This window comes from Cognatishimia activa (assembly GCF_026016445.1).
Taxonomy (GTDB): domain Bacteria; phylum Pseudomonadota; class Alphaproteobacteria; order Rhodobacterales; family Rhodobacteraceae; genus Cognatishimia; species Cognatishimia activa_B.
This window is the reverse complement of the sequence record NZ_CP096147.1, coordinates 1,273,061-1,290,493: the sequence shown is the minus strand read 5'-3', so window position 1 is coordinate 1,290,493 and position 17,433 is coordinate 1,273,061. Positions and strand designations below refer to the sequence as shown.

The window sequence follows — 17,433 nt, the reverse complement described above, 5'->3', positions numbered from 1 at the left end:
ACTGGATTAGGAGTATAGACTGATCCTGTGAACCATGTTCGGCAATAGAAAAGAATGCGATGGCAAAAGAAACAGATAATCTTCGGCAAAACCCAGTCCGCGAGCGTCCACTGGACGCTTTGGATCGAAAAATATTAGGCGCGTTGGCGAAAGATGCGAGCGTGAGCTATGCGGAATTAGGCAAGGACGTGGGGTTGTCTGCACCAGCGGTACATGAACGCGTTAAACGGTTGCGCGCTAGCGGGGCTATCAAGCGAACCATGGCGCAGATCGACGGGGCCGCTGTGGGCAAGAATTTTCTAGCCTTCATTCACGTGGAATCATCAGGCTGGGGCAAAACCAAAGAGGTTTTTGAACTTGGTGAATTGCCTGAGGTAGAGGAAATCCACTCCATCACCGGAGACAGCTCTTTGATACTCAAGGTTCGTGTTGAAAACGCCCGCGCGATGGAAGGCTTTCTATGGCGGCTCTATCACAAAACCGGCGTGCGCGGGACGCACACCTATGTTGTGCTTAACACGCACATGGAGCGTGGTGTTCAGGCCGAAGTGACCCAGGAACTGACAGAGGGCGATACGGTGAAGTGATCAGCCCATTTTGAAGTGTTTGGAAAGCTTGAGGCCTTGGCCCTGATAATTGGATGCAATACCCGCGCCATAAAGCTGTTCGGGCAATTCTGACATCTTTTCATAGACCAGTCGGCCGACAACCTGACCATGCTCAAGCACGAAGGGGGCTTCGTGGCAGCGGACTTCCAGCACGCCGCGTGAACCTGCACCGCCAGCATCTGCGAAGCCAAAACCGGGGTCAAAGAAGCCCGCGTAGTGAACGCGGAATTCGCCGACCATGGCGAGATATGGCGCCATCTCAGCAGCGTATTGCGGCGGGATTGTCACGGCTTCGCGGCTCACCAGGATATAGAAAGCACCCGGATCCAGAATGATCTGGCCGTTGTCGCTGCGCACTTCTTCCCAATATTCCGCCGGATCGTATTCACCAATGCGTTCAAGATCGATGACACCGGTATGAGGTTTGGCGCGGTAGCCAACCAATGTGCCATCGGCAGGCTTGAGATCTACGGAAAAGCCCAGACCGTCATCAATCAGGGGTTCACCGTCTACAAGCGGTGTGTCAGCATGAACAGCCGTAAGCTCCTCGTCAGACAAAACACTTTGACCGTCGCGAAAACGAATTTGATTGAGCCGCATGCCCGGACGCACCAACACGGAGAAAGAGCGGGGGCAGATTTCCGCATAAAGCGGACCAGAGTAACCAGATGGGATGCGATCAAACTCAACGCCGCCATCTGTGATTGTACGGGTCAGAAGATCTAGACGACCGGTGGAGCTTTTGGCGTTGGCCACAGCGTTGACGCCCTCAGGAAGGTTCAAACCCTCCATCAATGGCACCACGTAAACGCAGCCCTTTTCCAAGACCGCGCCCTCGCTCAGATCGACCTGATGCATTTCAAATTCGGATAGACGATCAGTGACCGTATTGCCTTCGCCGGCAAGGAAAGAGGCCCGTACGCGATAGGCGGTTTTGCCGAGACGCAGGTCAAGACTTGCAGGTTGAACTTGGCCCTCGACCAAAGGCTCATCCAACAGGATTTCACCATTTTTCAACATGGTTTCAAGGATTTGGCTTGGCAATACGCCTGTCATATCATCCCCCAGATGCACAAAACGCCCGAGCACAGATCGGGCCCAGGCGTTTTTGTTGGTCGGGCTAGCAGGACTTGAACCTGCGACCTTCCGTCCCCCAGACGGACGCGCTACCAGGCTGCGCTATAGCCCGACGGTGAAAATCTTCATAACGGATTGCGGAGCAAGGGCAAGTCCTTAAATCCAGAATTCGGCTCAAGGATTTACATGCCATTGACGTTTGGATTGAACCTCGGCCAATGCAGCAATGGCCTCAGCAATCGCTGGCTTCTTATCGGCGTCTATCGTGTGAATTTCTGTCAGCCGCGCGAGTATCTTACGGCGGATTTCCCAAGCTGGGGACTCTTCCGCCAGTGGTTTCCTAGGCGTCTTGATCTCAGCAACCGGCGCGGCGCCCTCTGGAATAGGAGACGGTTCCTCTTCAATCTGAGTTGGCTGAACGGCCTCAATTTCAGCGACGTCTTCTTCTGGAATATTTGCTTCTGCCAACAGGTCAGCTTCAGTCACTGGTGCTGGATCAGCGATCTCTTCAATCGTCACCGTATCTTCGTCGTCAATTGGGCGCGATAAGGCGCTGATTTCTTTAATGCCTTTTTCGCGCAACAGTTTTTGCACGCCTTTGATCGTCATGCCGTCATCATGCAGAAGCTGCTTGATGCCGCCGATCAGCAACATGTCATTGGGGCGATAGTACCGCCGACCTCCGGCGCGTTTCACCGGGCGTACTTGCGAGAATTTGCTTTCCCAAAACCTCAGAACATGTGGCTGAACGTCCAGCCATTCAGCAACTTCGCTGATGGTGCGAAATGCGTCTTTGGATTTGGGCATTGGGTGGCCTTACTTCTTGTTGCCAGCCGCCACGCGGTCTTTCATCAGATGCGAAGGGCGGAATGTCAGCACACGGCGCGGATTGATCGGAACTTCTTGACCAGTCTTAGGGTTGCGACCAACGCGAGCAGCCTTGTCGCGCACGCTGAAAGTCCCAAAAGAAGAAATCTTAACCTGTTCCCCGCTCACGAGGGAATCTGACATGTGATCGAGAACGCTCTCGACCAATTGTGCTGAGTCATTTCGGGACAGGCCGACCTCACGAAAAACGGCTTCGCTTAAATCCATTCTCGTCAAAGTTTTTCCGGCCATGACATCCCCCTATAAATTGTTTGAACAAACATAGGGGTAAGCAATTTTACCTGTCAATATCAATGACGTGTTTTCAAGGGTTTATACCGTGAGGATGGCGTTTTTCGCAGGTGTTACCAGCGTAAAACCACTGAACCCCAAGCCAAACCGCCACCAATAGCCTCTGTGACAAGCAGATCACCCGGTTTGATTTGTCCGCGTTCAACACCAACAGAAAGCGCCAGAGGGATGGACGCAGCAGAGGTATTGCCGTGATCCTGAAGAGTCACAACAACCTTGTCCATCGAGATGCCAAGCTTTTTCGCGGTGCCTTGGATGATGCGAATATTGGCCTGATGAGGCACAATCCAATCAACATCATCGTCAGTAAGGCCCGCCTTTTCCAAGGCTGCTTCGGCAGTGGATGTCAGTTTACCAACTGCTTGACGGAAGAGAGCGTTACCCTGCATGCGCAGTTTGCCGCTGGTGCCTGTGGTGGAAACGCCGCCATCGACATAGAGCATGTCACGGTAACGACCATCGCTGTTTAAATCAGCAGACAGAACACCACGATCTGAATTGGTGCCTCCAGCGTCTTCGCCTTCAAGAATCAAAGCACCTGCACCGTCTCCAAAAAGAACGCAGGTTGCGCGGTCTTCCCAATCCATGATGCGGCTGAAAGTCTCAGCGCCAATAACCAGCACACGTTTCGCCATGCCGCCCAGGATTTGTGAGTTCGCATTTGCCAAAGCAAAAACGAAGCCAGCGCAAACGGCCTGCACGTCAAATCCAAACCCGCGTGTCATACCCAACTTGTCCTGCACCATGGTGGCAACAGATGGGAATGTCAGATCTGGGGTGGATGTAGCGACGATCACGGCGTCGATGTCGTCTGGTTCAAGTCCCGCGCTTTCAAGCGCGCGCTTTGCTGCAATGACTGCCAAATCAGAAGTGGTTTGATCCTCTGCCGCGAAATGACGGCGCTCAATGCCTGAACGCGTGCGAATCCATTCGTCCGAGGTATCCAGCGTTTTTTCGAATTCCGCGTTTGGAACGATGCGGTCTGGGAGATAGTGCCCAACGCCTTTGACGACGGCGCGTAGAGTCATTTGGATAGTCCGTTTTGGTCGCCTGAGGTCTCGGCATCCTGCTGCACTTGCACAGCGGATGCAACCCGAGCGGCCAGTTTTTCTGAGAAGCCTGATTGGGAGAGCGTAAAGGCAAGTTTCACGGCCGCAGATACGCCTGTTGCGTCAGAGCTCCCATGCGATTTCACAACAGTTCCGTTGAGGCCTAAGAAGACGCCACCGTTCACACGGCGCGGATCGATGCGTTTGCTCAGACGGCGCAAGGATGTGTACGCGAGTAGGGCCGCCAGGCGTGACAGTGGGGTGAATTTAAACGCTTCTCTCAAAAGCTCGCCGATCAGGCTGGCTGTGCCTTCGCCTGTCTTCAAAGCCACGTTGCCTGTGAATCCATCAGTGACGATCACGTCGGCGACTTCGCCGGGTATATCGCCACCTTCAACAAAGCCCACAAATTCAAAATTAGAGATGTCCGCGTTGTTCGCCATCATCTCATGCGCGGCTTTTAGCTCAGCGCGGCCTTTGTGTTCTTCAGTGCCAACGTTCAGTAGACCGATACGTGGGCGCTCGATTCCCATGCCGTTGCGCGCATAGGAGGCACCCATCAATGCATATTGCAGAAGGTCATGCTCATCAGCGCGAATGTCAGCGCCTACGTCCAACATAATGTTGAACCCTTGCGGGTTCCGGCTTGGCCAGAGAATTGCGATCGCAGGTCGGTTAACGCCTGGAAGTTTCCGTAGGCGCACCACGGACATCATCATCAATGCGCCGGTGTTGCCACAAGATACGCAGACATCGGCTTCTTTATTACGCACGGATTCGACAGCCGACCACATGGAGGTCGACTTGCCAGAGCGCATCACCTGACTAGGTTTGTCATCCATCGAGACGACACTTTCGGCGTTGCGAATCTCACAACGTCCCGCGAGATGTTTCTTGCGGGCGACCAGACGCTCTAATTCTTCGCGGGGGCCATGCAGGATAAATCCAATATCAGGATTCTTCTTGGCCGAACGAGCAATGCCGGCAACAACGGTTGCCGGCCCTCGATCGCCACCCATGGCGTCAACGGAAATAATGGTGCGCCCAGCACCCGTGTTGGCGATATCGCTTACTACGGACATTCGGGCGCGATCCGAACCGTCTTATGCTGCGTCTTCGTCCAGATCGACTTCGTCAGCCATCGCAACGACTTCACGGTCGTCATAGTGGCCGCAAGATGCGCATACGTGGTGTGGACGCTTCAGTTCACCGCAGTTTGGGCATTCGTTTGGGTTGCCCGCAACCAGTGCGTCATGTGCGCGGCGGTTGTTGCGGCGCGATTTGGATACTTTGTTCTGCTGGACAGCCATGTCGCAACCTTCAATATTTTAGGGGGCTAGGGGCCCGATTTACAGAGCGTTCCGAGGCTTTACGCGTATCTCGCTGCCAAGTCCAACGCTAAATTCCGATGAGCGCGCGAAAATAGTGAGAAATTCCTATTTCGCAAGCCCTATTTTTCACCTTTTCCAGCCAGTTTGTCACGTAGGCTTTCCAAGCCAGCAAAAGGTCGCGTATCTTCGTCTGTCATGGCCTTTTTGCCGGGTTCCGTAAAGTTGGTTTCCGACAATTCTGCACTGTCTTTGCGCGGATAAAGCGGCAAAGCCAATGCCAAAGCTTCGAGCATCACTTCCTCGACATTGATCTCAGACCCCAATGCTTCGGTGTTTTCATCATCCGTCAGCTCGAATTCTTCTTCTTCAGGCGCTTCATATCCGGCGACAAACTGCCGTTCGACAGAAATATCAACACGCGTCGTGACAGGCTCCAGCGACACGACGCAGGGCTGGACCACTGTAAAACCCAGATCTGCTTTCAATCCCCAATCACGTTTCGCAAGACCAGATATCCGCCCCTCAAACCGGAGCTTTTTCAGTGAAGTGACTTTGACGGCTTTCGCCAGCTCCGCGAGTTCTTCCGATTCAGGGGTGATCAGAAACTTGGTCTGCTGATTCTGCGATAAGTCAGCCACGCGAAACACACGTTTAGAAGATGTTCTATCGGACATAATGGGATAATCCCTCCAATCTCGTGACCTTAGCAGAACCCATTCTTGAATATGGGTCGTTCCTTCTGTAAGCCGTTAAAAGCCAAAAGATGCGAAGGCAAGAGGGCAGGGATGGAACTTAAACTGAAACCACTCAAAGCAAGTGCGCTGGCTCTGTGCCTTTTGGCGGCCGCCTGTACTGCTCAATATCGCAATCATGGCTATATGCCACCCGAAGAAGACATCGCCAATGTGATTGTCGGGGTCGACACGCGTGAAAGCGTTTCAGAGACGCTGGGAACACCAACTGCAGGCGGTGTGTTGACCGATGGCGGTTTCTACTATGTGCGCAGCCAATTCAAAACAGTTGGACCATTTCGCCCACAGGAAACCACACGAGAGCTTCTGGCTGTAACGTTTAATGCCAACGGCACCGTGGCCAATATTGAGCGTTTTGGTCTTGAGGATGGTCAGGTTGTGACACTGTCGCGTCGTGTGACTGACAACGGTTTGAATAACATTTCCTTCATTCGCCAACTGCTTGGAAACTTGGGTAATTTCGATCCAAGCGCGATCTTGCAATAGACCTGTCACTGAAATGTCATGCATGCTGCACTATATCGGGTGCAGCAACAGCAGGACGAGGTGACCAATGGTTGGCTTGAAAAAAGGGCGCTATGTCGCCCGCTTGGCGAAATCTGATGCAGATATACGTGCGGCGCAAGCACTGCGCCATCTGGCATTTCATGGCTTAGATGGCCTGGACGCCGATGAATACGATGTCATCTGCAACCATATTTTGGTGGAAGAGCGGAAATCAGGTGATCTGGTCTGCTGTTTCCGCATGTTGCCGCTCGCAACAGGCAATGAAATATCTCGCAGCTATTCTGCGCAATTCTATGAACTCAGCGCTTTGGAAGCCTTTGAGGGCTCTATGGTTGAAATGGGGCGTTTCTGTATTCACCCTGACTGGCATGACCCAGATATTTTGCGCGTCGCATGGGCGGCCATGACCGGCTATGTCGATGATAACAATGTTGAAATGCTCTTTGGTTGTTCATCCTTCAAGGGCACGAGCACCGATCCATATCTGGATAGTTTTGCGGTATTGCGCGACAAGCACCTTGCCCCAAAACGCTGGGTGCCGCGTATGAAAGCGCCCAAGGTTTTTCAATTCGCTGCTCGTTTGCGGCGCAAACCTGATCTGAAACAGGCACAAACCAAAATGCCACCTCTATTGCGCACCTATTTGATGATGGGGGGCTGGGTTTCTGACCATGCTGTGGTTGATCACGACATGAACACTTTGCATGTCTTTACAGGTCTGGAAATCAAGGCGATTCCTCCTGCAAGGAAACGTCTGTTGCGGGCGATGTCCTCCTGACGCATTCCCTGCTTGACGGTCCGGGGTGGGCGCAGTAGCCCAACCCCATGGCACGTGTACCTTTATTGCAGATGAACGACATCTCGCTGACCTTCGGGGGCGATCCTGTCTTTGATAACCTTGATCTCGTTGTGCAACCGGGCGACCGGGTGGCGTTGGTGGGGCGTAATGGTTCTGGCAAATCCACGCTAATGAAGGTCATGGCGGGGCTTGTTGAGGCTGATAAAGGCGACATCGTTGTGCCGCCGGGTATTTCCGTTGGATACATGGAGCAGGACCCGGATATGGCAGGCCATGCCACGCTTGGGGATTTCGCTTCGTCAGGACTGGATGCGGGTGAACTGTATAAAGTGGAGCGCGCTGGTGAGGGTCTGAAGTTCGATCCTGCGCGCACTGTAGAAACCGCATCTGGTGGGGAACGTCGTCGCGCCGCTCTGGCGAAACTTATGGCCGAAGCACCAGAACTGATGCTTTTGGACGAGCCGACCAACCACCTGGATATTGAAGCCATTGCTTGGCTTGAGAATGAACTTAAACAAACCCGCGCTGGCTATGTGTTGATCAGTCACGACAGGGCCTTTCTGCGTGAATTAACACGCGCAACCCTTTGGATTGACAGGGGAATGGTGCGTCGGCAGGAAAAGGGCTTTGAGGCTTTTGAATCCTGGCGCGACAAGGTCTGGGAAGAAGAAGACGTCGCGAGACACAAGCTGGATCGTAAGATCAAAGCTGAGGCGCGTTGGGCCGTCGAAGGCATCTCTGCCCGTCGTAAGCGCAACCAAGGTCGCGTGCGCGCGCTTGGAGAGCTGCGCAAGGAACGCGCGAGCCAAATCAAACGCCAAGGCGCGGCCGCGATGGATTTTCAGGCCGGTCCCAAGTCAGGCAAGAAGGTCATTGAAGCCAAAGAACTTGCCAAAGCCTTTGGTGACAAGACCATCGTGCGCAAGCTGGATATCCTTGTGCAACGCGGCGACCGCATCGCGTTTGTCGGACCAAATGGGGTTGGCAAAACCACGCTGATCAAAATGCTGATGGGGCAGGAGGCGCCTGATAGTGGCTCTGTCACGCTTGGGACCAATCTTATCCCCGCAATCTTTGACCAAACCCGCGCGCAGCTTGATCCAGAGATGTCCCTTTGGGACAGTCTTACAGGTGATCCCGATATGCGGGTCTCAGGCAAAGCTGATCAGGTCATGGTGCGCGGCAACCCAAAACACGTTGTGGGGTACCTCAAAGAGTTCCTCTTTGATGAACGCCAAGCCCGCGCACCGGTGCGCAGCCTATCTGGTGGCGAGAAAGCCCGCCTGTTGCTGGCTAAACTGATGGCTAAAGAAAGCAACCTTCTGGTGCTTGACGAACCGACCAACGACTTGGACGTAGAAACACTTGATCTGCTGCAAGAGCTGCTCGATGACTACGACGGCACTGTGCTGCTTGTAAGCCACGATCGCGACTTTCTGGATCGTGTGGCGACTACGACCATTGCCATGGAAGGCAATGGGGAGGCTGTGGTTTATGCGGGCGGCTGGAGCGACTATCGCGCCCAGCGTCAGCCTGATGTAAAACTGGAAAATGCCGCAAAGCCAAAGGCTAAGAAGGAAAAGCCGAAGGCTGAGAAAACAGCTCCTTTGGGCCTGTCCTTTGCGGAACAAAAACGCCTGGATGCCTTGCCTGCTGTGATGGATCGACTTCAGGCCGAGATTGCAAAGCTCGAAGAGTTCATGTCTGACCCAGAGCTATTCACCAAAGAACCGGTAAAATTCCAAAAGGCAACGGAAGCTCTGGTCGAGCGCCAGAATGCGCTCGCCGAGGCTGAAGAGGAATGGTTAATGCTGGAGGAAAAGGCGGAAACCGCCTGATCCTTATTGCATGCGCAACGCGCCATCGAGGCGGATCACTTCGCCGTTCAGATAGCCGCATTCAACAATGAACTGCGCCAGTCGCGCGTATTCATTTGGCTCACCCAAACGCGGCGGACAAGTGACGTCTTTCGCGAGACCGTCCATGATCTCCTGACCCAGGCCGATCAACATCGGGGTTTTGAAAATCCCCGGCGCGATGGCCATGACGCGGATACCAGACCGCCCCAGATCACGCGCCATTGGCAAAGAAAGCCCCACAATGCCACCTTTGGAGGCTGCATAAGCTACCTGGCCCTTCTGACCATCCATGGCTGCGATAGACGCGGTGTTGATGATCACACCGCGCGCGCCATCTTCGTCCGCCTCATTCTCTGACATGGCTTCCGCCGCCAGACGCGCAACGTTGAAAGAGCCTACAAGGTTGATATCAATGGTCTTTTGAAACAGGCCGAGAGGGTGCGCGCCATCACGGCCAACAGTTTTGGAAGCAGGCGCAATGCCTGCACAGTTCACGGCGGCAGTGATTTTACCCATCGCGGATTTCGCTGCTTCAATCGCCGCCTTAACCGACTCTTCGCTGGTTACATCGGTTTCAACAAAGGTACCGCCGATTTCCGCTGCAATAACTTGGCCTTTTTCAACATCGCGATCCAGAATGGTGACCTTCGCCCCTTGGCTTGCGAATTGCCGGGCTGTGGCCTCGCCAAGACCAGAGGCGGCACCGGTGATGACGGCAGCTGTTTCAGACATTTTCATGGGCTATCTCCGAGCGCAAAGGGCGAGTTAATGAACATGTGTTCAAATAGAGAAAGCGCATACCCACTGTCCACAATGACGGCGCGTCCAAACGAAAAGAGCGCCCAAATTGGGCGCTCTTTCATCTGAATATTCAGATCAATTTAGTCTGACAGCTGTACCAAAGCGTGGCGCTTCTTACCCGCGCTCAACTTGATCGGAGAGGCCAGCGCTGCCGCATCAAATATCTTCACTTCAGTCAGCGGTTGATCATCCAGTTTTGCGCCGTTTTCAGCAATGAGGCGTTTGGCTTCTTTGCCTGACTTCGCAAGGCCAGATTTCACGATCAGCTGCACAACGGAAATTCCGTCGCCAATGTCTTCTTTCGTCAATGAAAGCGTTGGTAGGTCAGCACCTACGCCACCTTTTTCAAAGACTTCACGCGCGGTCGCTTCCGCGGTCGCTGCGGCGTCCGCACCGTGACAAAGCGTGGTGACTTCGTTGGCGAGAATGATCTTCGCGTCGTTGATCTCCTGACCCGCAAGCGCGCCGAGACGCTCGCATTCTTCCAATGGCAACTCTGTATAGAGCTTGAGGAAGCGACCAACGTCCGCATCCGTAGTGTTACGCCAGAACTGCCAGAACTCATACGGGCTGCGCATGTCCGCGTTCAGCCAAACAGCGCCATCGGCTGACTTACCCATCTTCTTGCCATCTGACGTAGTCAGCAACGGAGAGGTCATCCCAAAGATCTGCTGGTCAATTACGCGACGTGTCAGATCGATGCCGTTGACGATATTGCCCCATTGGTCAGAGCCGCCGAACTGCACCAGACAGCCGTAGCGACGGTTCAGCTCAAGGAAGTCATAAGCCTGCAGAATCATATAGTTGAACTCTAGAAAGCTCAGAGACTGCTCTCGATCCAGACGGGATTTCACGCTTTCAAAAGACAGCATGCGGTTCACTGAGAAATGACGTCCAATGTCTCGCAGAAACTCAAGGTAGTTCAAATCATCGAGCCATTCCGCGTTGTTCAGCATCAGCGCGTCGGTTTCACCGTCACCGTACTGAATGTACTTCGCAAAGACCTGTTTAATTCCGCTGATATTGTCGTTGATCTGCTCTTCGGTCAGAAGTGGTCGTTCGTCTGCACGGAACGATGGGTCACCCACCTTTGTTGTGCCGCCGCCCATCAGGGTAATTGGTTTGTGGCCAGTCTTTTGCAACCAGCGCAGCATCATGATTTGGATCAGCGAGCCGACGTGCAATGACTTCGCCGTGGCGTCGAAACCGATATAGCCCGGTACCACGCCTGCAATCAAAGCGTCATCAAGCGCTTGATAATCGGTGCAATCCGCCAGGAAGCCGCGCTCGATCATCACCTGCATAAAGTCAGATTTGGGGTGGTAGGTCATGGTATCCGTCTCATATGATGTTGAAAGCTGTATAGCAGGCAGAGCGCAAAGGAAAAGGCCATGTTGAAGGCCAAATTGAGCAAGGGACCGCTGCGGATCGCAGGCACCATGTCAGGCACCTCTATGGATGGAGTCGATGTGGCGGTGTTGGAAACCGACGGCGAACGGATCTACGGCTTTGGGGAGACCGACTATCGGGCTTATAGCGAGGCTGAACAGCGGGTGATTTCGCGCGCGATGGGGCAGTGGAGCGGGCCGGATGTGGATCGCGCTGCCGTGACGGTTCAGGTGGCGCATCAGCAGGTCTTGAAAAGCTTTGAAGGCCTCGATCTGATTGGATTTCATGGGCAGACCCTGTCGCATGACCCGCGTGGTGGGCGGACATTGCAGGTTGGTGATGGTCAGGGGCTTGCTCAGGAACTTAAAGTTCCTGTCGCTTGGGATTTCCGCTCGGCTGATGTGCAAATGGGCGGAGAAGGCGCTCCGCTGGCGCCATTCTTTCACTTTGCCTGTGCGAAATGGATTAAGGCGGATGCACCGGTTGCATTTCTCAATCTGGGAGGCGTTGGTAATCTGACTTGGGTTGACCCCCGAAAATCTGCTCCCGAAGACGCGGGGGCATTGCTGGCCTTTGATACCGGGCCAGCAAATGCACCTATTGATGATCTGATGCGCGAACGACTTGGCAAAGGATTTGATGAAGACGGGGCGCTGGCCATGAAAGGCGCGGTGGAAACCGGGGCCTTAGAGCTCTTTTTGGCAGAGGCCTATTTCTCAAGGATGCCACCTAAGTCGCTTGATCGAAACGACTTTGCTGAGATGATTGATTTGGTGCGGGAGCTTTCTGATGCAGATGCTGCCGCGACTTTGACCGGCATGGCTGCTGCCGCTGTTGCGCACGGCATTGAGCATTGCCCATCGTTGCCGGCAACGCTTCTGGTCACGGGAGGCGGGCGCAAGAATCCGGTGATGATGGAGATGCTACGGGTCTCGTTGGATTGCGACGTTCAGCCGGTGGAGGCCGTCGGACTTGATGGTGATATGCTTGAAGCACAGGCTTTTGCGTTTTTAGCCGCGCGGGTTGCACGCGGGTTGCCGACCTCAGGGCCAAGCACCACTGGGGTAAAGGCTTTAGTAGGGGGCGGGGTTTTGAGTTCTCCGGCCTGAGTGGGGCTTTGCCCCCCTTTGCCTTTGGCAAATTCCCCCAGAGTATTTTAGCAAAGAAGAAGGCTAGGTCCTTGGGATATCAAAGCCTGGTGCTGCGAGTGTGAAACCGTCGAATTGAAAACCCGGTGAGACAGTACACCCTACAAGAGTGAAATCTCCGGTGGTGCGGGCAGCTTGCCAGTGGTCAGTTGGTACGATGACCTGAGGGGTTTGTTCCTGGAAAATATCAGGACCAAGAATGTGGTCTTTTGCGGGGCCTGTTTCCGTTTCCGACAGCGACAATATGAGAGGCGCACCAGCGTAGTAGTGCCAGATCTCTACCGCGTCGACCTTGTGCCAATGGCTGCGTTCGCCTGCTTTCAGCAAAAAATATATGGCGGTGCCAACAGGCCGCCCATCGTTGTCTGCAACCCAAGTCTCACGATAATGACCGCCTTCGGGATGCGGTAGGAGGCCGAGTTTTTCAATCAGTTGCTCAGCGTTCATAGTAGGGTGTACTCTTTGAAAGTGGCGGCTTCTCCGACCTTTTCGCCATTCAGATCGGTCAGGTTCCAAATTGTGGCGTTACGGATGCGAAACCTTTGGCCGGATTTGGCGATGCGCACGCCTTCATAGTTCCTGATCGCACCGGATTCGCGCATTTCTTCAAACATCGCCGCACGTTGATTGCGATGCCCTGGCTCCGCGGTCAGGCGCGACGGCATCTGCGTGAGCTCTTCCCAGGAGATATTCCAGAGCCGCTGAGCTGCGAGATTGCCATAGGTCAGAATCGGGTCTTCAGACGTATCATGTGAAAGGATTGCAAATGGCGCTTCATAGACCTCTCTGGGATCAGTGGAAGCAATGAGCGGCTTACCAATACGTTCTTGGTAGCTGCGCAACAGAAGTTTTGCGTGCTCGGCTTGATAGGCGTTTTTATCTGAAGGTCTGTCCATGCAGTCTTCCTAAAACGAAAAAAGCCCCGCCGAAAGCAGGGCTTTTCAAATCTTTGACCTGATTTATTTTTTCAGGATCGAACGACCCGCGTATTCTGCAGTCTCGCCCAGCATCTCTTCGATGCGGATCAGCTGGTTGTATTTCGCCAGACGGTCAGAGCGGGACAGGGAACCGGTTTTGATCTGACCACAGTTGGTGGCAACTGCGAGGTCAGCAATGGTGCTGTCTTCGGTTTCGCCGGAGCGGTGAGACATTACGTTGGTGAAGCCTGCGCGGTGCGCCATGTCGACAGCTTTCAATGTCTCAGACAGGGAACCGATCTGGTTCACTTTCACCAGCATGGAGTTCGCAGAGCCCTTTTCGATGCCCTGCGCCAGTCGGGCAGGGTTGGTTACGAAGAGATCGTCGCCAACCAGCTGGACTTTGCCGCCAATGGTTTCTGTCAGCAGCTTCCAGCCATCCCAGTCGTCTTCGTCGCAGCCATCTTCGATGGAGATGATTGGGTAGTCTTCGACCAGTTTCGCCAGGTACGCGACATTTTCTTCGGATGTCAGGGAGATACCTTCGCCCTTCATCTCGTATTTGCCGTCTTTGTAGTACTCGGTGGACGCACAATCGAGCGCCAGGTAGATGTCTTCGCCCGGCTTGTAGCCAGCCTTTTCAATCGCGGCCATGACGAAGTCCAGCGCAACGCGGGTGCTTTCGAGGTTTGGCGCGAAGCCGCCTTCGTCACCGATGCCTGTGTTGTGGCCCGCGGCAGACAGTTCTTTTTTCAGGGTGTGGAAAACTTCGGCACCCATACGGATCGCTTCTTTCACGTTCGCTGCGGAAACCGGCATGATCATGAATTCTTGGATGTCGATCGGGTTGTCCGCGTGCTCACCGCCATTGATGATGTTCATCATTGGAACTGGCAGGATGCGGGCCTGTGTGCCGCCGATGTAGCGATAAAGCGGCTGCGCTGTGAAATCAGCGGCTGCTTTTGCAACGGCCAAAGAAACACCCAGAATTGCGTTCGCACCTAGACGACCTTTGTTGTCTGTGCCGTCGAGTTCGATCATCGCCGCGTCGATGGCTTCTTGTTCTGTCGCGTCAAAGCCAACAAGCGCTTCTGCGATTTCACCGTTTACGGCTGCGACGGCTTCCAGAACACCTTTGCCAAGGTAACGGCCTTTGTCGCCATCGCGTTTTTCAACGGCTTCGTAGGCACCTGTGGATGCGCCAGACGGGACGGCCGCGCGACCCATTGTGCCGTCTTCCAGAACCACGTCGACCTCAACCGTTGGGTTGCCCCGGCTGTCGAGAATTTCGCGTGCGTGAATATCGATGATCGTGCTCATGAGACTGTCCTTAAGTCTGCGTTCGGGTTGCGCGTTTAATACCAATACAATGTGAAAAGTAAACCAGTTCTGCTAGCGCTAACACGCATATTTCGTCACAGTTAGGGCAAACAGTTGGGATTCTTTGAAAACTCAAGGTGAGACTAGCTACAACCCTAGGTTTTTCTGAGCTGTTAAAAGACCTCATTTGGTGCCGATTTTTGTCAGAATTCACGGATAAAGGGCTTAAAAAGCGCCTTTTGCTGGCGTTGTTTCGTGGTTTTGTAATATTGGTTGTAACGAGCAATGACGTTAAGAGCAGTAATGGAGGACAGCTTGACTCAGGTGAATAAGCTGGCCGAACCCGCCCACTTAGAATTGGATATGGCTTCCGTATTGGAAGCTGCTGATGTTGGGGCCTTCGAACTTGATCTGGAGACCGGGTTTTCTTCTGTGTCCAGTGGCTGGAAGTCGATGCTTGGTTTCTCTCCTGACGCTGTTATTTTTGCTCAAGACGAATGGCTTGATCGTGTTCACCCAGATGATCTGAAGAAGGTTCAAACGGCTGATGAGGCGATGCTGACAGGTGCCACGGCTCGCAGCAAAACCACTTTCCGTATGCGGCACGAAGACGGCCACTACGTTTGGATCCAATCCAATGCGGGTGTGAGCGAACGTGATGCCAGCGGCATGCCGCGTAGAATTTCAGGTGTACACATTGACGTTTCAGAAGAGATGGAACGAGAGCGCGCGAAAGATGAGTTTGTGGCTATGATCAGCCACGAGTTGCGCACGCCTCTGACCTCAGTTCTCGGTGCGTTGAAAATGGCAAATAGCGGTGCATTGGGTGAGCTGCCCGGACCGATTGGCAATCTTCTGCAACTGGCTCAGCGTAATTCCAACCGCCTGCTGCATCTGGTCAATGAGCTTTTGGATTTCAAATCTCTGGAAAGCGGTACGCTGTCTTATGAGATGACAGAGCTTGATGCGCGCGAAGTGGCATCTGATGCGACCATGTCGATGGAAGGCTATTTGCAGGACGGTCAAAAGATCAAGCTTACTGCACCGGATGGTGAAGCTCCTTTGCATCTCGAAGCGGATGTGAACCGACTTCAACAGATATTGGCGAACCTTCTGTCTAATGCGGCAAAATTCTCGCCAGCTGAATCTGAGATCGAACTGGAGCTGACGCAGGATGGTGACATGCTACAGTTTGCTGTGCGCGATCACGGCCCTGGTGTGCCGGAAGAGCTTCAGGGTCGTATGTTCCAGCGGTTCACGCAAGCGAAGTCTGGTGAAAAGAGAAAGTTCAAATCCACAGGCCTTGGTCTTTCGATCTGCAAGCAGATGACTGAAGGCATGGGTGGTCAGATTGGGTATTTCAACAACGAAGATGGCGGCGCAACCTTCTGGGTCAGATTGCCGTCTCATTGCGCTTAATCTGAGATTCTCTCAGCATCACAAATAGACCCGCGCCAATAATCAGTGCTGAACCAGTTAGGGTCGCCATATCCGGTATTTCAGCGAATAAAACATATCCCACAAGCGCAGCGAATGGCAGGCGCGTGTACCTGAGTGGGGATACTGCAGAGACCTCGCCAATCCTCATGGCTTTGGTCACGCAAAAATAGCCTCCCAAGGCAAAGACATTCATAATCAGCAAATGTAAGGCGGTAGAAACGCCAATGGGTTGGAAGCCTTCGCTCGTGATCGACAGTATCAGACCCGCCGGGATCAAACCGAGGAATGCATAGAAAGAGAGCAGGGGCGTTGTTGCCTCAGGCGGCGCAAGACGTGAGGCGAAATCCCGGATCGAGAGAGACAACATGCCCAGAAGCGCCAGGATCAAAGCGAAATCCAGCCCATCTGCATCGGGTCGCACGATGATCAGAACACCAATGAAGCCGATCGCAACAGCAGCCCAACGCCTTAGCCCGACTTTCTCATTCAGCAATATTGCGGCAGCGACGGTGATCACTAGAGGCACCGCTTGAATGATGGCGGCCACGGACGACAGCGGAGCTAGGGTTAGTGCAGTAAAGATGCTGAGCGCTGCGATGACTTCAGCAATGTTTCTCGCGATCAGCACCGGCTTGAAGAACAGAGAAGACCAAACCGATGTACGGGCACGACGACAAAGCAAATAAAAAATAATCGCCCCGACGCCCCCCATACAGGCCATGATCTGACCTTTGGATATGCTCTGTGCAATGAACTTGATGATCCCGTCAGCCGTCGCAAAACAGGCCATAGCAATGATCATCAGCCACATGGCACGGATATTTTCCAACTCATCCCCTGTCGCGCTTTAGAGGGACGCCATAAAGTTCGAGTTTGTGACCCATTAAGCGAAATCCCAGCTTTTCCGCGATTTTCTCCTGCAACTTTTCAATTTCTGGATCCATGAATTCAATCACTTCGCCAGAGTTGATGTCGATCAGGTGATCATGATGATCGCGCTCTGCATCTTCGTAGCGCGCGCGGCCATCGCCAAATTCCAATTTGTCGAGAATACCGGCTTCTTCAAAGAGCTTCACAGTTCGATACACAGTCGCCAATGAGATCGCTGAATCTCTCGCGCTGGCCCGGGCATAGAGCTCTTCGACATCCGGGTGATCTTTGCTTTCTTCCAGCACGGCCGCAATGGTCCGGCGCTGTTCAGTCATGCGCAGACCTTTGGCTTCACAACGGGCAATAATGGTGTCGGACATGCGGGCC

20 protein-coding genes and 1 tRNA gene are annotated in these 17,433 nt (G+C 53.7%); 6 read left to right on the top strand and 15 right to left on the bottom strand.

The window, feature by feature from the left end:
• Positions 1 to 59: 59 nt before the first annotated feature.
• The gene (locus tag M0D42_RS06315) at positions 60 to 587 is read left to right on the top strand and encodes an Lrp/AsnC family transcriptional regulator (RefSeq protein ID WP_265020744.1); all 528 of its coding nucleotides are present in this window, start codon (positions 60 to 62) and stop codon (positions 585 to 587) included.
• On the opposite strand, the gene M0D42_RS06310 is transcribed toward M0D42_RS06315, so the two are convergent.
• The 8 genes from M0D42_RS06310 to M0D42_RS06275 form a co-directional block, all read right to left on the bottom strand.
• Positions 588 to 1,664, bottom strand: coding sequence for a 2'-deoxycytidine 5'-triphosphate deaminase (locus tag M0D42_RS06310; protein ID WP_265020743.1), 1,077 nt, complete (start codon positions 1,662 to 1,664; stop codon positions 588 to 590). It lies immediately after the preceding gene.
• Positions 1,665 to 1,720: 56 nt separating this feature from the next.
• Positions 1,721 to 1,797 (bottom strand) — tRNA-Pro (locus tag M0D42_RS06305).
• A 62-nt stretch (positions 1,798 to 1,859) separates the two neighbouring features.
• Positions 1,860 to 2,492, bottom strand: coding sequence for a MerR family transcriptional regulator (locus M0D42_RS06300; RefSeq protein WP_265020742.1), 633 nt, complete (start codon positions 2,490 to 2,492; stop codon positions 1,860 to 1,862).
• Between the two features lie 9 nt (positions 2,493 to 2,501).
• Positions 2,502 to 2,804 (bottom strand): integration host factor subunit alpha, encoded by a 303-nt coding sequence (gene ihfA / locus M0D42_RS06295; protein WP_265020741.1) that lies wholly within the window; start codon positions 2,802 to 2,804, stop codon positions 2,502 to 2,504.
• Between the two features lie 113 nt (positions 2,805 to 2,917).
• Entirely contained in the window at positions 2,918 to 3,892 is a 975-nt protein-coding gene (locus tag M0D42_RS06290; protein ID WP_265020740.1) for a beta-ketoacyl-ACP synthase III, read from the bottom strand.
• Positions 3,889 to 4,995 carry a phosphate acyltransferase PlsX gene (plsX, locus tag M0D42_RS06285; protein ID WP_265020739.1) on the bottom strand — a complete coding sequence of 369 codons (1,107 nt, stop codon included), beginning with the start codon at positions 4,993 to 4,995 and terminating at the stop codon, positions 3,889 to 3,891. Before plsX ends, M0D42_RS06290 begins: the two co-directional genes overlap by 4 nt.
• A gap of 21 nt (positions 4,996 to 5,016) precedes the next feature.
• Positions 5,017 to 5,223 carry a 50S ribosomal protein L32 gene (gene rpmF, locus M0D42_RS06280; protein WP_265020738.1) on the bottom strand — a complete coding sequence of 69 codons (207 nt, stop codon included), beginning with the start codon at positions 5,221 to 5,223 and terminating at the stop codon, positions 5,017 to 5,019.
• A gap of 140 nt (positions 5,224 to 5,363) precedes the next feature.
• A complete protein-coding gene (locus tag M0D42_RS06275; protein ID WP_265020737.1) occupies positions 5,364 to 5,918 on the bottom strand; it encodes a DUF177 domain-containing protein in 555 nt (184 codons plus the stop codon).
• 111 nt (positions 5,919 to 6,029) lie between these two features.
• Between M0D42_RS06275 and M0D42_RS06270 the strand changes: the two genes are divergently transcribed.
• From M0D42_RS06270 to M0D42_RS06260, 3 genes are all read left to right on the top strand, one after another.
• Complete coding sequence (locus M0D42_RS06270; RefSeq protein WP_265020736.1) at positions 6,030 to 6,482, top strand: outer membrane protein assembly factor BamE; 453 nt, start codon at positions 6,030 to 6,032, stop codon at positions 6,480 to 6,482.
• Positions 6,483 to 6,549: 67 nt separating this feature from the next.
• The gene (locus M0D42_RS06265; protein WP_265020735.1) at positions 6,550 to 7,281 is read left to right on the top strand and encodes a GNAT family N-acetyltransferase; all 732 of its coding nucleotides are present in this window, start codon (positions 6,550 to 6,552) and stop codon (positions 7,279 to 7,281) included.
• Positions 7,282 to 7,328: 47 nt separating this feature from the next.
• Entirely contained in the window at positions 7,329 to 9,140 is a 1,812-nt protein-coding gene (locus M0D42_RS06260) for an ABC-F family ATP-binding cassette domain-containing protein (protein ID WP_265020734.1), read from the top strand.
• A 3-nt stretch (positions 9,141 to 9,143) separates the two neighbouring features.
• Here M0D42_RS06260 and M0D42_RS06255 read toward each other — a convergent pair whose 3' ends face one another.
• Positions 9,144 to 9,899: an SDR family NAD(P)-dependent oxidoreductase gene (locus M0D42_RS06255; RefSeq protein WP_265020733.1), complete on the bottom strand. Its 756-nt coding sequence runs from the start codon at positions 9,897 to 9,899 to the stop codon at positions 9,144 to 9,146.
• Positions 9,900 to 10,042: 143 nt separating this feature from the next.
• Positions 10,043 to 11,293, bottom strand: coding sequence for a tyrosine--tRNA ligase (gene tyrS, locus M0D42_RS06250; RefSeq protein WP_265020732.1), 1,251 nt, complete (start codon positions 11,291 to 11,293; stop codon positions 10,043 to 10,045).
• A 60-nt stretch (positions 11,294 to 11,353) separates the two neighbouring features.
• On the opposite strand from tyrS, the gene M0D42_RS06245 reads away from it, so the two are divergent.
• Positions 11,354 to 12,460, top strand: a complete 1,107-nt coding sequence (locus M0D42_RS06245; protein ID WP_265020731.1) for an anhydro-N-acetylmuramic acid kinase — start codon at positions 11,354 to 11,356, stop codon at positions 12,458 to 12,460.
• Positions 12,461 to 12,523: 63 nt separating this feature from the next.
• Here M0D42_RS06245 and M0D42_RS06240 read toward each other — a convergent pair whose 3' ends face one another.
• The 3 genes from M0D42_RS06240 to eno all read right to left on the bottom strand — a co-directional run bounded on the left by M0D42_RS06240 (position 12,524) and on the right by eno (position 14,736).
• Positions 12,524 to 12,946, bottom strand: coding sequence for a cupin domain-containing protein (locus M0D42_RS06240; RefSeq protein ID WP_265020730.1), 423 nt, complete (start codon positions 12,944 to 12,946; stop codon positions 12,524 to 12,526).
• The gene (locus tag M0D42_RS06235; protein WP_265020729.1) at positions 12,943 to 13,395 is read right to left on the bottom strand and encodes an MEKHLA domain-containing protein; all 453 of its coding nucleotides are present in this window, start codon (positions 13,393 to 13,395) and stop codon (positions 12,943 to 12,945) included. Before M0D42_RS06235 ends, M0D42_RS06240 begins: the two co-directional genes overlap by 4 nt.
• Before the next feature lie 63 nt (positions 13,396 to 13,458).
• Positions 13,459 to 14,736 carry a phosphopyruvate hydratase gene (gene eno, locus M0D42_RS06230; protein WP_265020728.1) on the bottom strand — a complete coding sequence of 426 codons (1,278 nt, stop codon included), beginning with the start codon at positions 14,734 to 14,736 and terminating at the stop codon, positions 13,459 to 13,461.
• Between the two features lie 303 nt (positions 14,737 to 15,039).
• On the opposite strand from eno, the gene M0D42_RS06225 reads away from it, so the two are divergent.
• Positions 15,040 to 16,155 carry a PAS domain-containing sensor histidine kinase gene (locus M0D42_RS06225; protein WP_265020727.1) on the top strand — a complete coding sequence of 372 codons (1,116 nt, stop codon included), beginning with the start codon at positions 15,040 to 15,042 and terminating at the stop codon, positions 16,153 to 16,155.
• On the opposite strand, the gene M0D42_RS06220 is transcribed toward M0D42_RS06225, so the two are convergent.
• Positions 16,130 to 17,005, bottom strand: coding sequence for a DMT family transporter (locus tag M0D42_RS06220; RefSeq protein WP_265020726.1), 876 nt, complete (start codon positions 17,003 to 17,005; stop codon positions 16,130 to 16,132). The two genes, M0D42_RS06225 and M0D42_RS06220, sit on opposite strands and share 26 nt — an antisense overlap.
• A gap of 1 nt (position 17,006) precedes the next feature.
• Positions 17,007 to 17,426 carry a Fur family transcriptional regulator gene (locus M0D42_RS06215; RefSeq protein WP_265020725.1) on the bottom strand — a complete coding sequence of 140 codons (420 nt, stop codon included), beginning with the start codon at positions 17,424 to 17,426 and terminating at the stop codon, positions 17,007 to 17,009.
• Between the last annotated feature and the right edge of the window lie 7 nt (positions 17,427 to 17,433).

Coding starts and splice junctions, on each gene's coding strand:
- M0D42_RS06315 (WP_265020744.1), top strand. CDS start 60: ATGGCAAAAGAAACAGATAATCTTCGGCAAAACCCAGTCCGCGAGCGT.
- M0D42_RS06310 (WP_265020743.1), bottom strand. CDS start 1,664: ATGACAGGCGTATTGCCAAGCCAAATCCTTGAAACCATGTTGAAAAAT.
- M0D42_RS06300 (WP_265020742.1), bottom strand. CDS start 2,492: ATGCCCAAATCCAAAGACGCATTTCGCACCATCAGCGAAGTTGCTGAA.
- ihfA (WP_265020741.1), bottom strand. CDS start 2,804: ATGGCCGGAAAAACTTTGACGAGAATGGATTTAAGCGAAGCCGTTTTT.
- M0D42_RS06290 (WP_265020740.1), bottom strand. CDS start 3,892: ATGACTCTACGCGCCGTCGTCAAAGGCGTTGGGCACTATCTCCCAGAC.
- plsX (WP_265020739.1), bottom strand. CDS start 4,995: ATGTCCGTAGTAAGCGATATCGCCAACACGGGTGCTGGGCGCACCATT.
- rpmF (WP_265020738.1), bottom strand. CDS start 5,223: ATGGCTGTCCAGCAGAACAAAGTATCCAAATCGCGCCGCAACAACCGC.
- M0D42_RS06275 (WP_265020737.1), bottom strand. CDS start 5,918: ATGTCCGATAGAACATCTTCTAAACGTGTGTTTCGCGTGGCTGACTTA.
- M0D42_RS06270 (WP_265020736.1), top strand. CDS start 6,030: ATGGAACTTAAACTGAAACCACTCAAAGCAAGTGCGCTGGCTCTGTGC.
- M0D42_RS06265 (WP_265020735.1), top strand. CDS start 6,550: ATGGTTGGCTTGAAAAAAGGGCGCTATGTCGCCCGCTTGGCGAAATCT.
- M0D42_RS06260 (WP_265020734.1), top strand. CDS start 7,329: ATGGCACGTGTACCTTTATTGCAGATGAACGACATCTCGCTGACCTTC.
- M0D42_RS06255 (WP_265020733.1), bottom strand. CDS start 9,899: ATGAAAATGTCTGAAACAGCTGCCGTCATCACCGGTGCCGCCTCTGGT.
- tyrS (WP_265020732.1), bottom strand. CDS start 11,293: ATGACCTACCACCCCAAATCTGACTTTATGCAGGTGATGATCGAGCGC.
- M0D42_RS06245 (WP_265020731.1), top strand. CDS start 11,354: ATGTTGAAGGCCAAATTGAGCAAGGGACCGCTGCGGATCGCAGGCACC.
- M0D42_RS06240 (WP_265020730.1), bottom strand. CDS start 12,946: ATGAACGCTGAGCAACTGATTGAAAAACTCGGCCTCCTACCGCATCCC.
- M0D42_RS06235 (WP_265020729.1), bottom strand. CDS start 13,395: ATGGACAGACCTTCAGATAAAAACGCCTATCAAGCCGAGCACGCAAAA.
- eno (WP_265020728.1), bottom strand. CDS start 14,736: ATGAGCACGATCATCGATATTCACGCACGCGAAATTCTCGACAGCCGG.
- M0D42_RS06225 (WP_265020727.1), top strand. CDS start 15,040: ATGGAGGACAGCTTGACTCAGGTGAATAAGCTGGCCGAACCCGCCCAC.
- M0D42_RS06215 (WP_265020725.1), bottom strand. CDS start 17,426: ATGTCCGACACCATTATTGCCCGTTGTGAAGCCAAAGGTCTGCGCATG.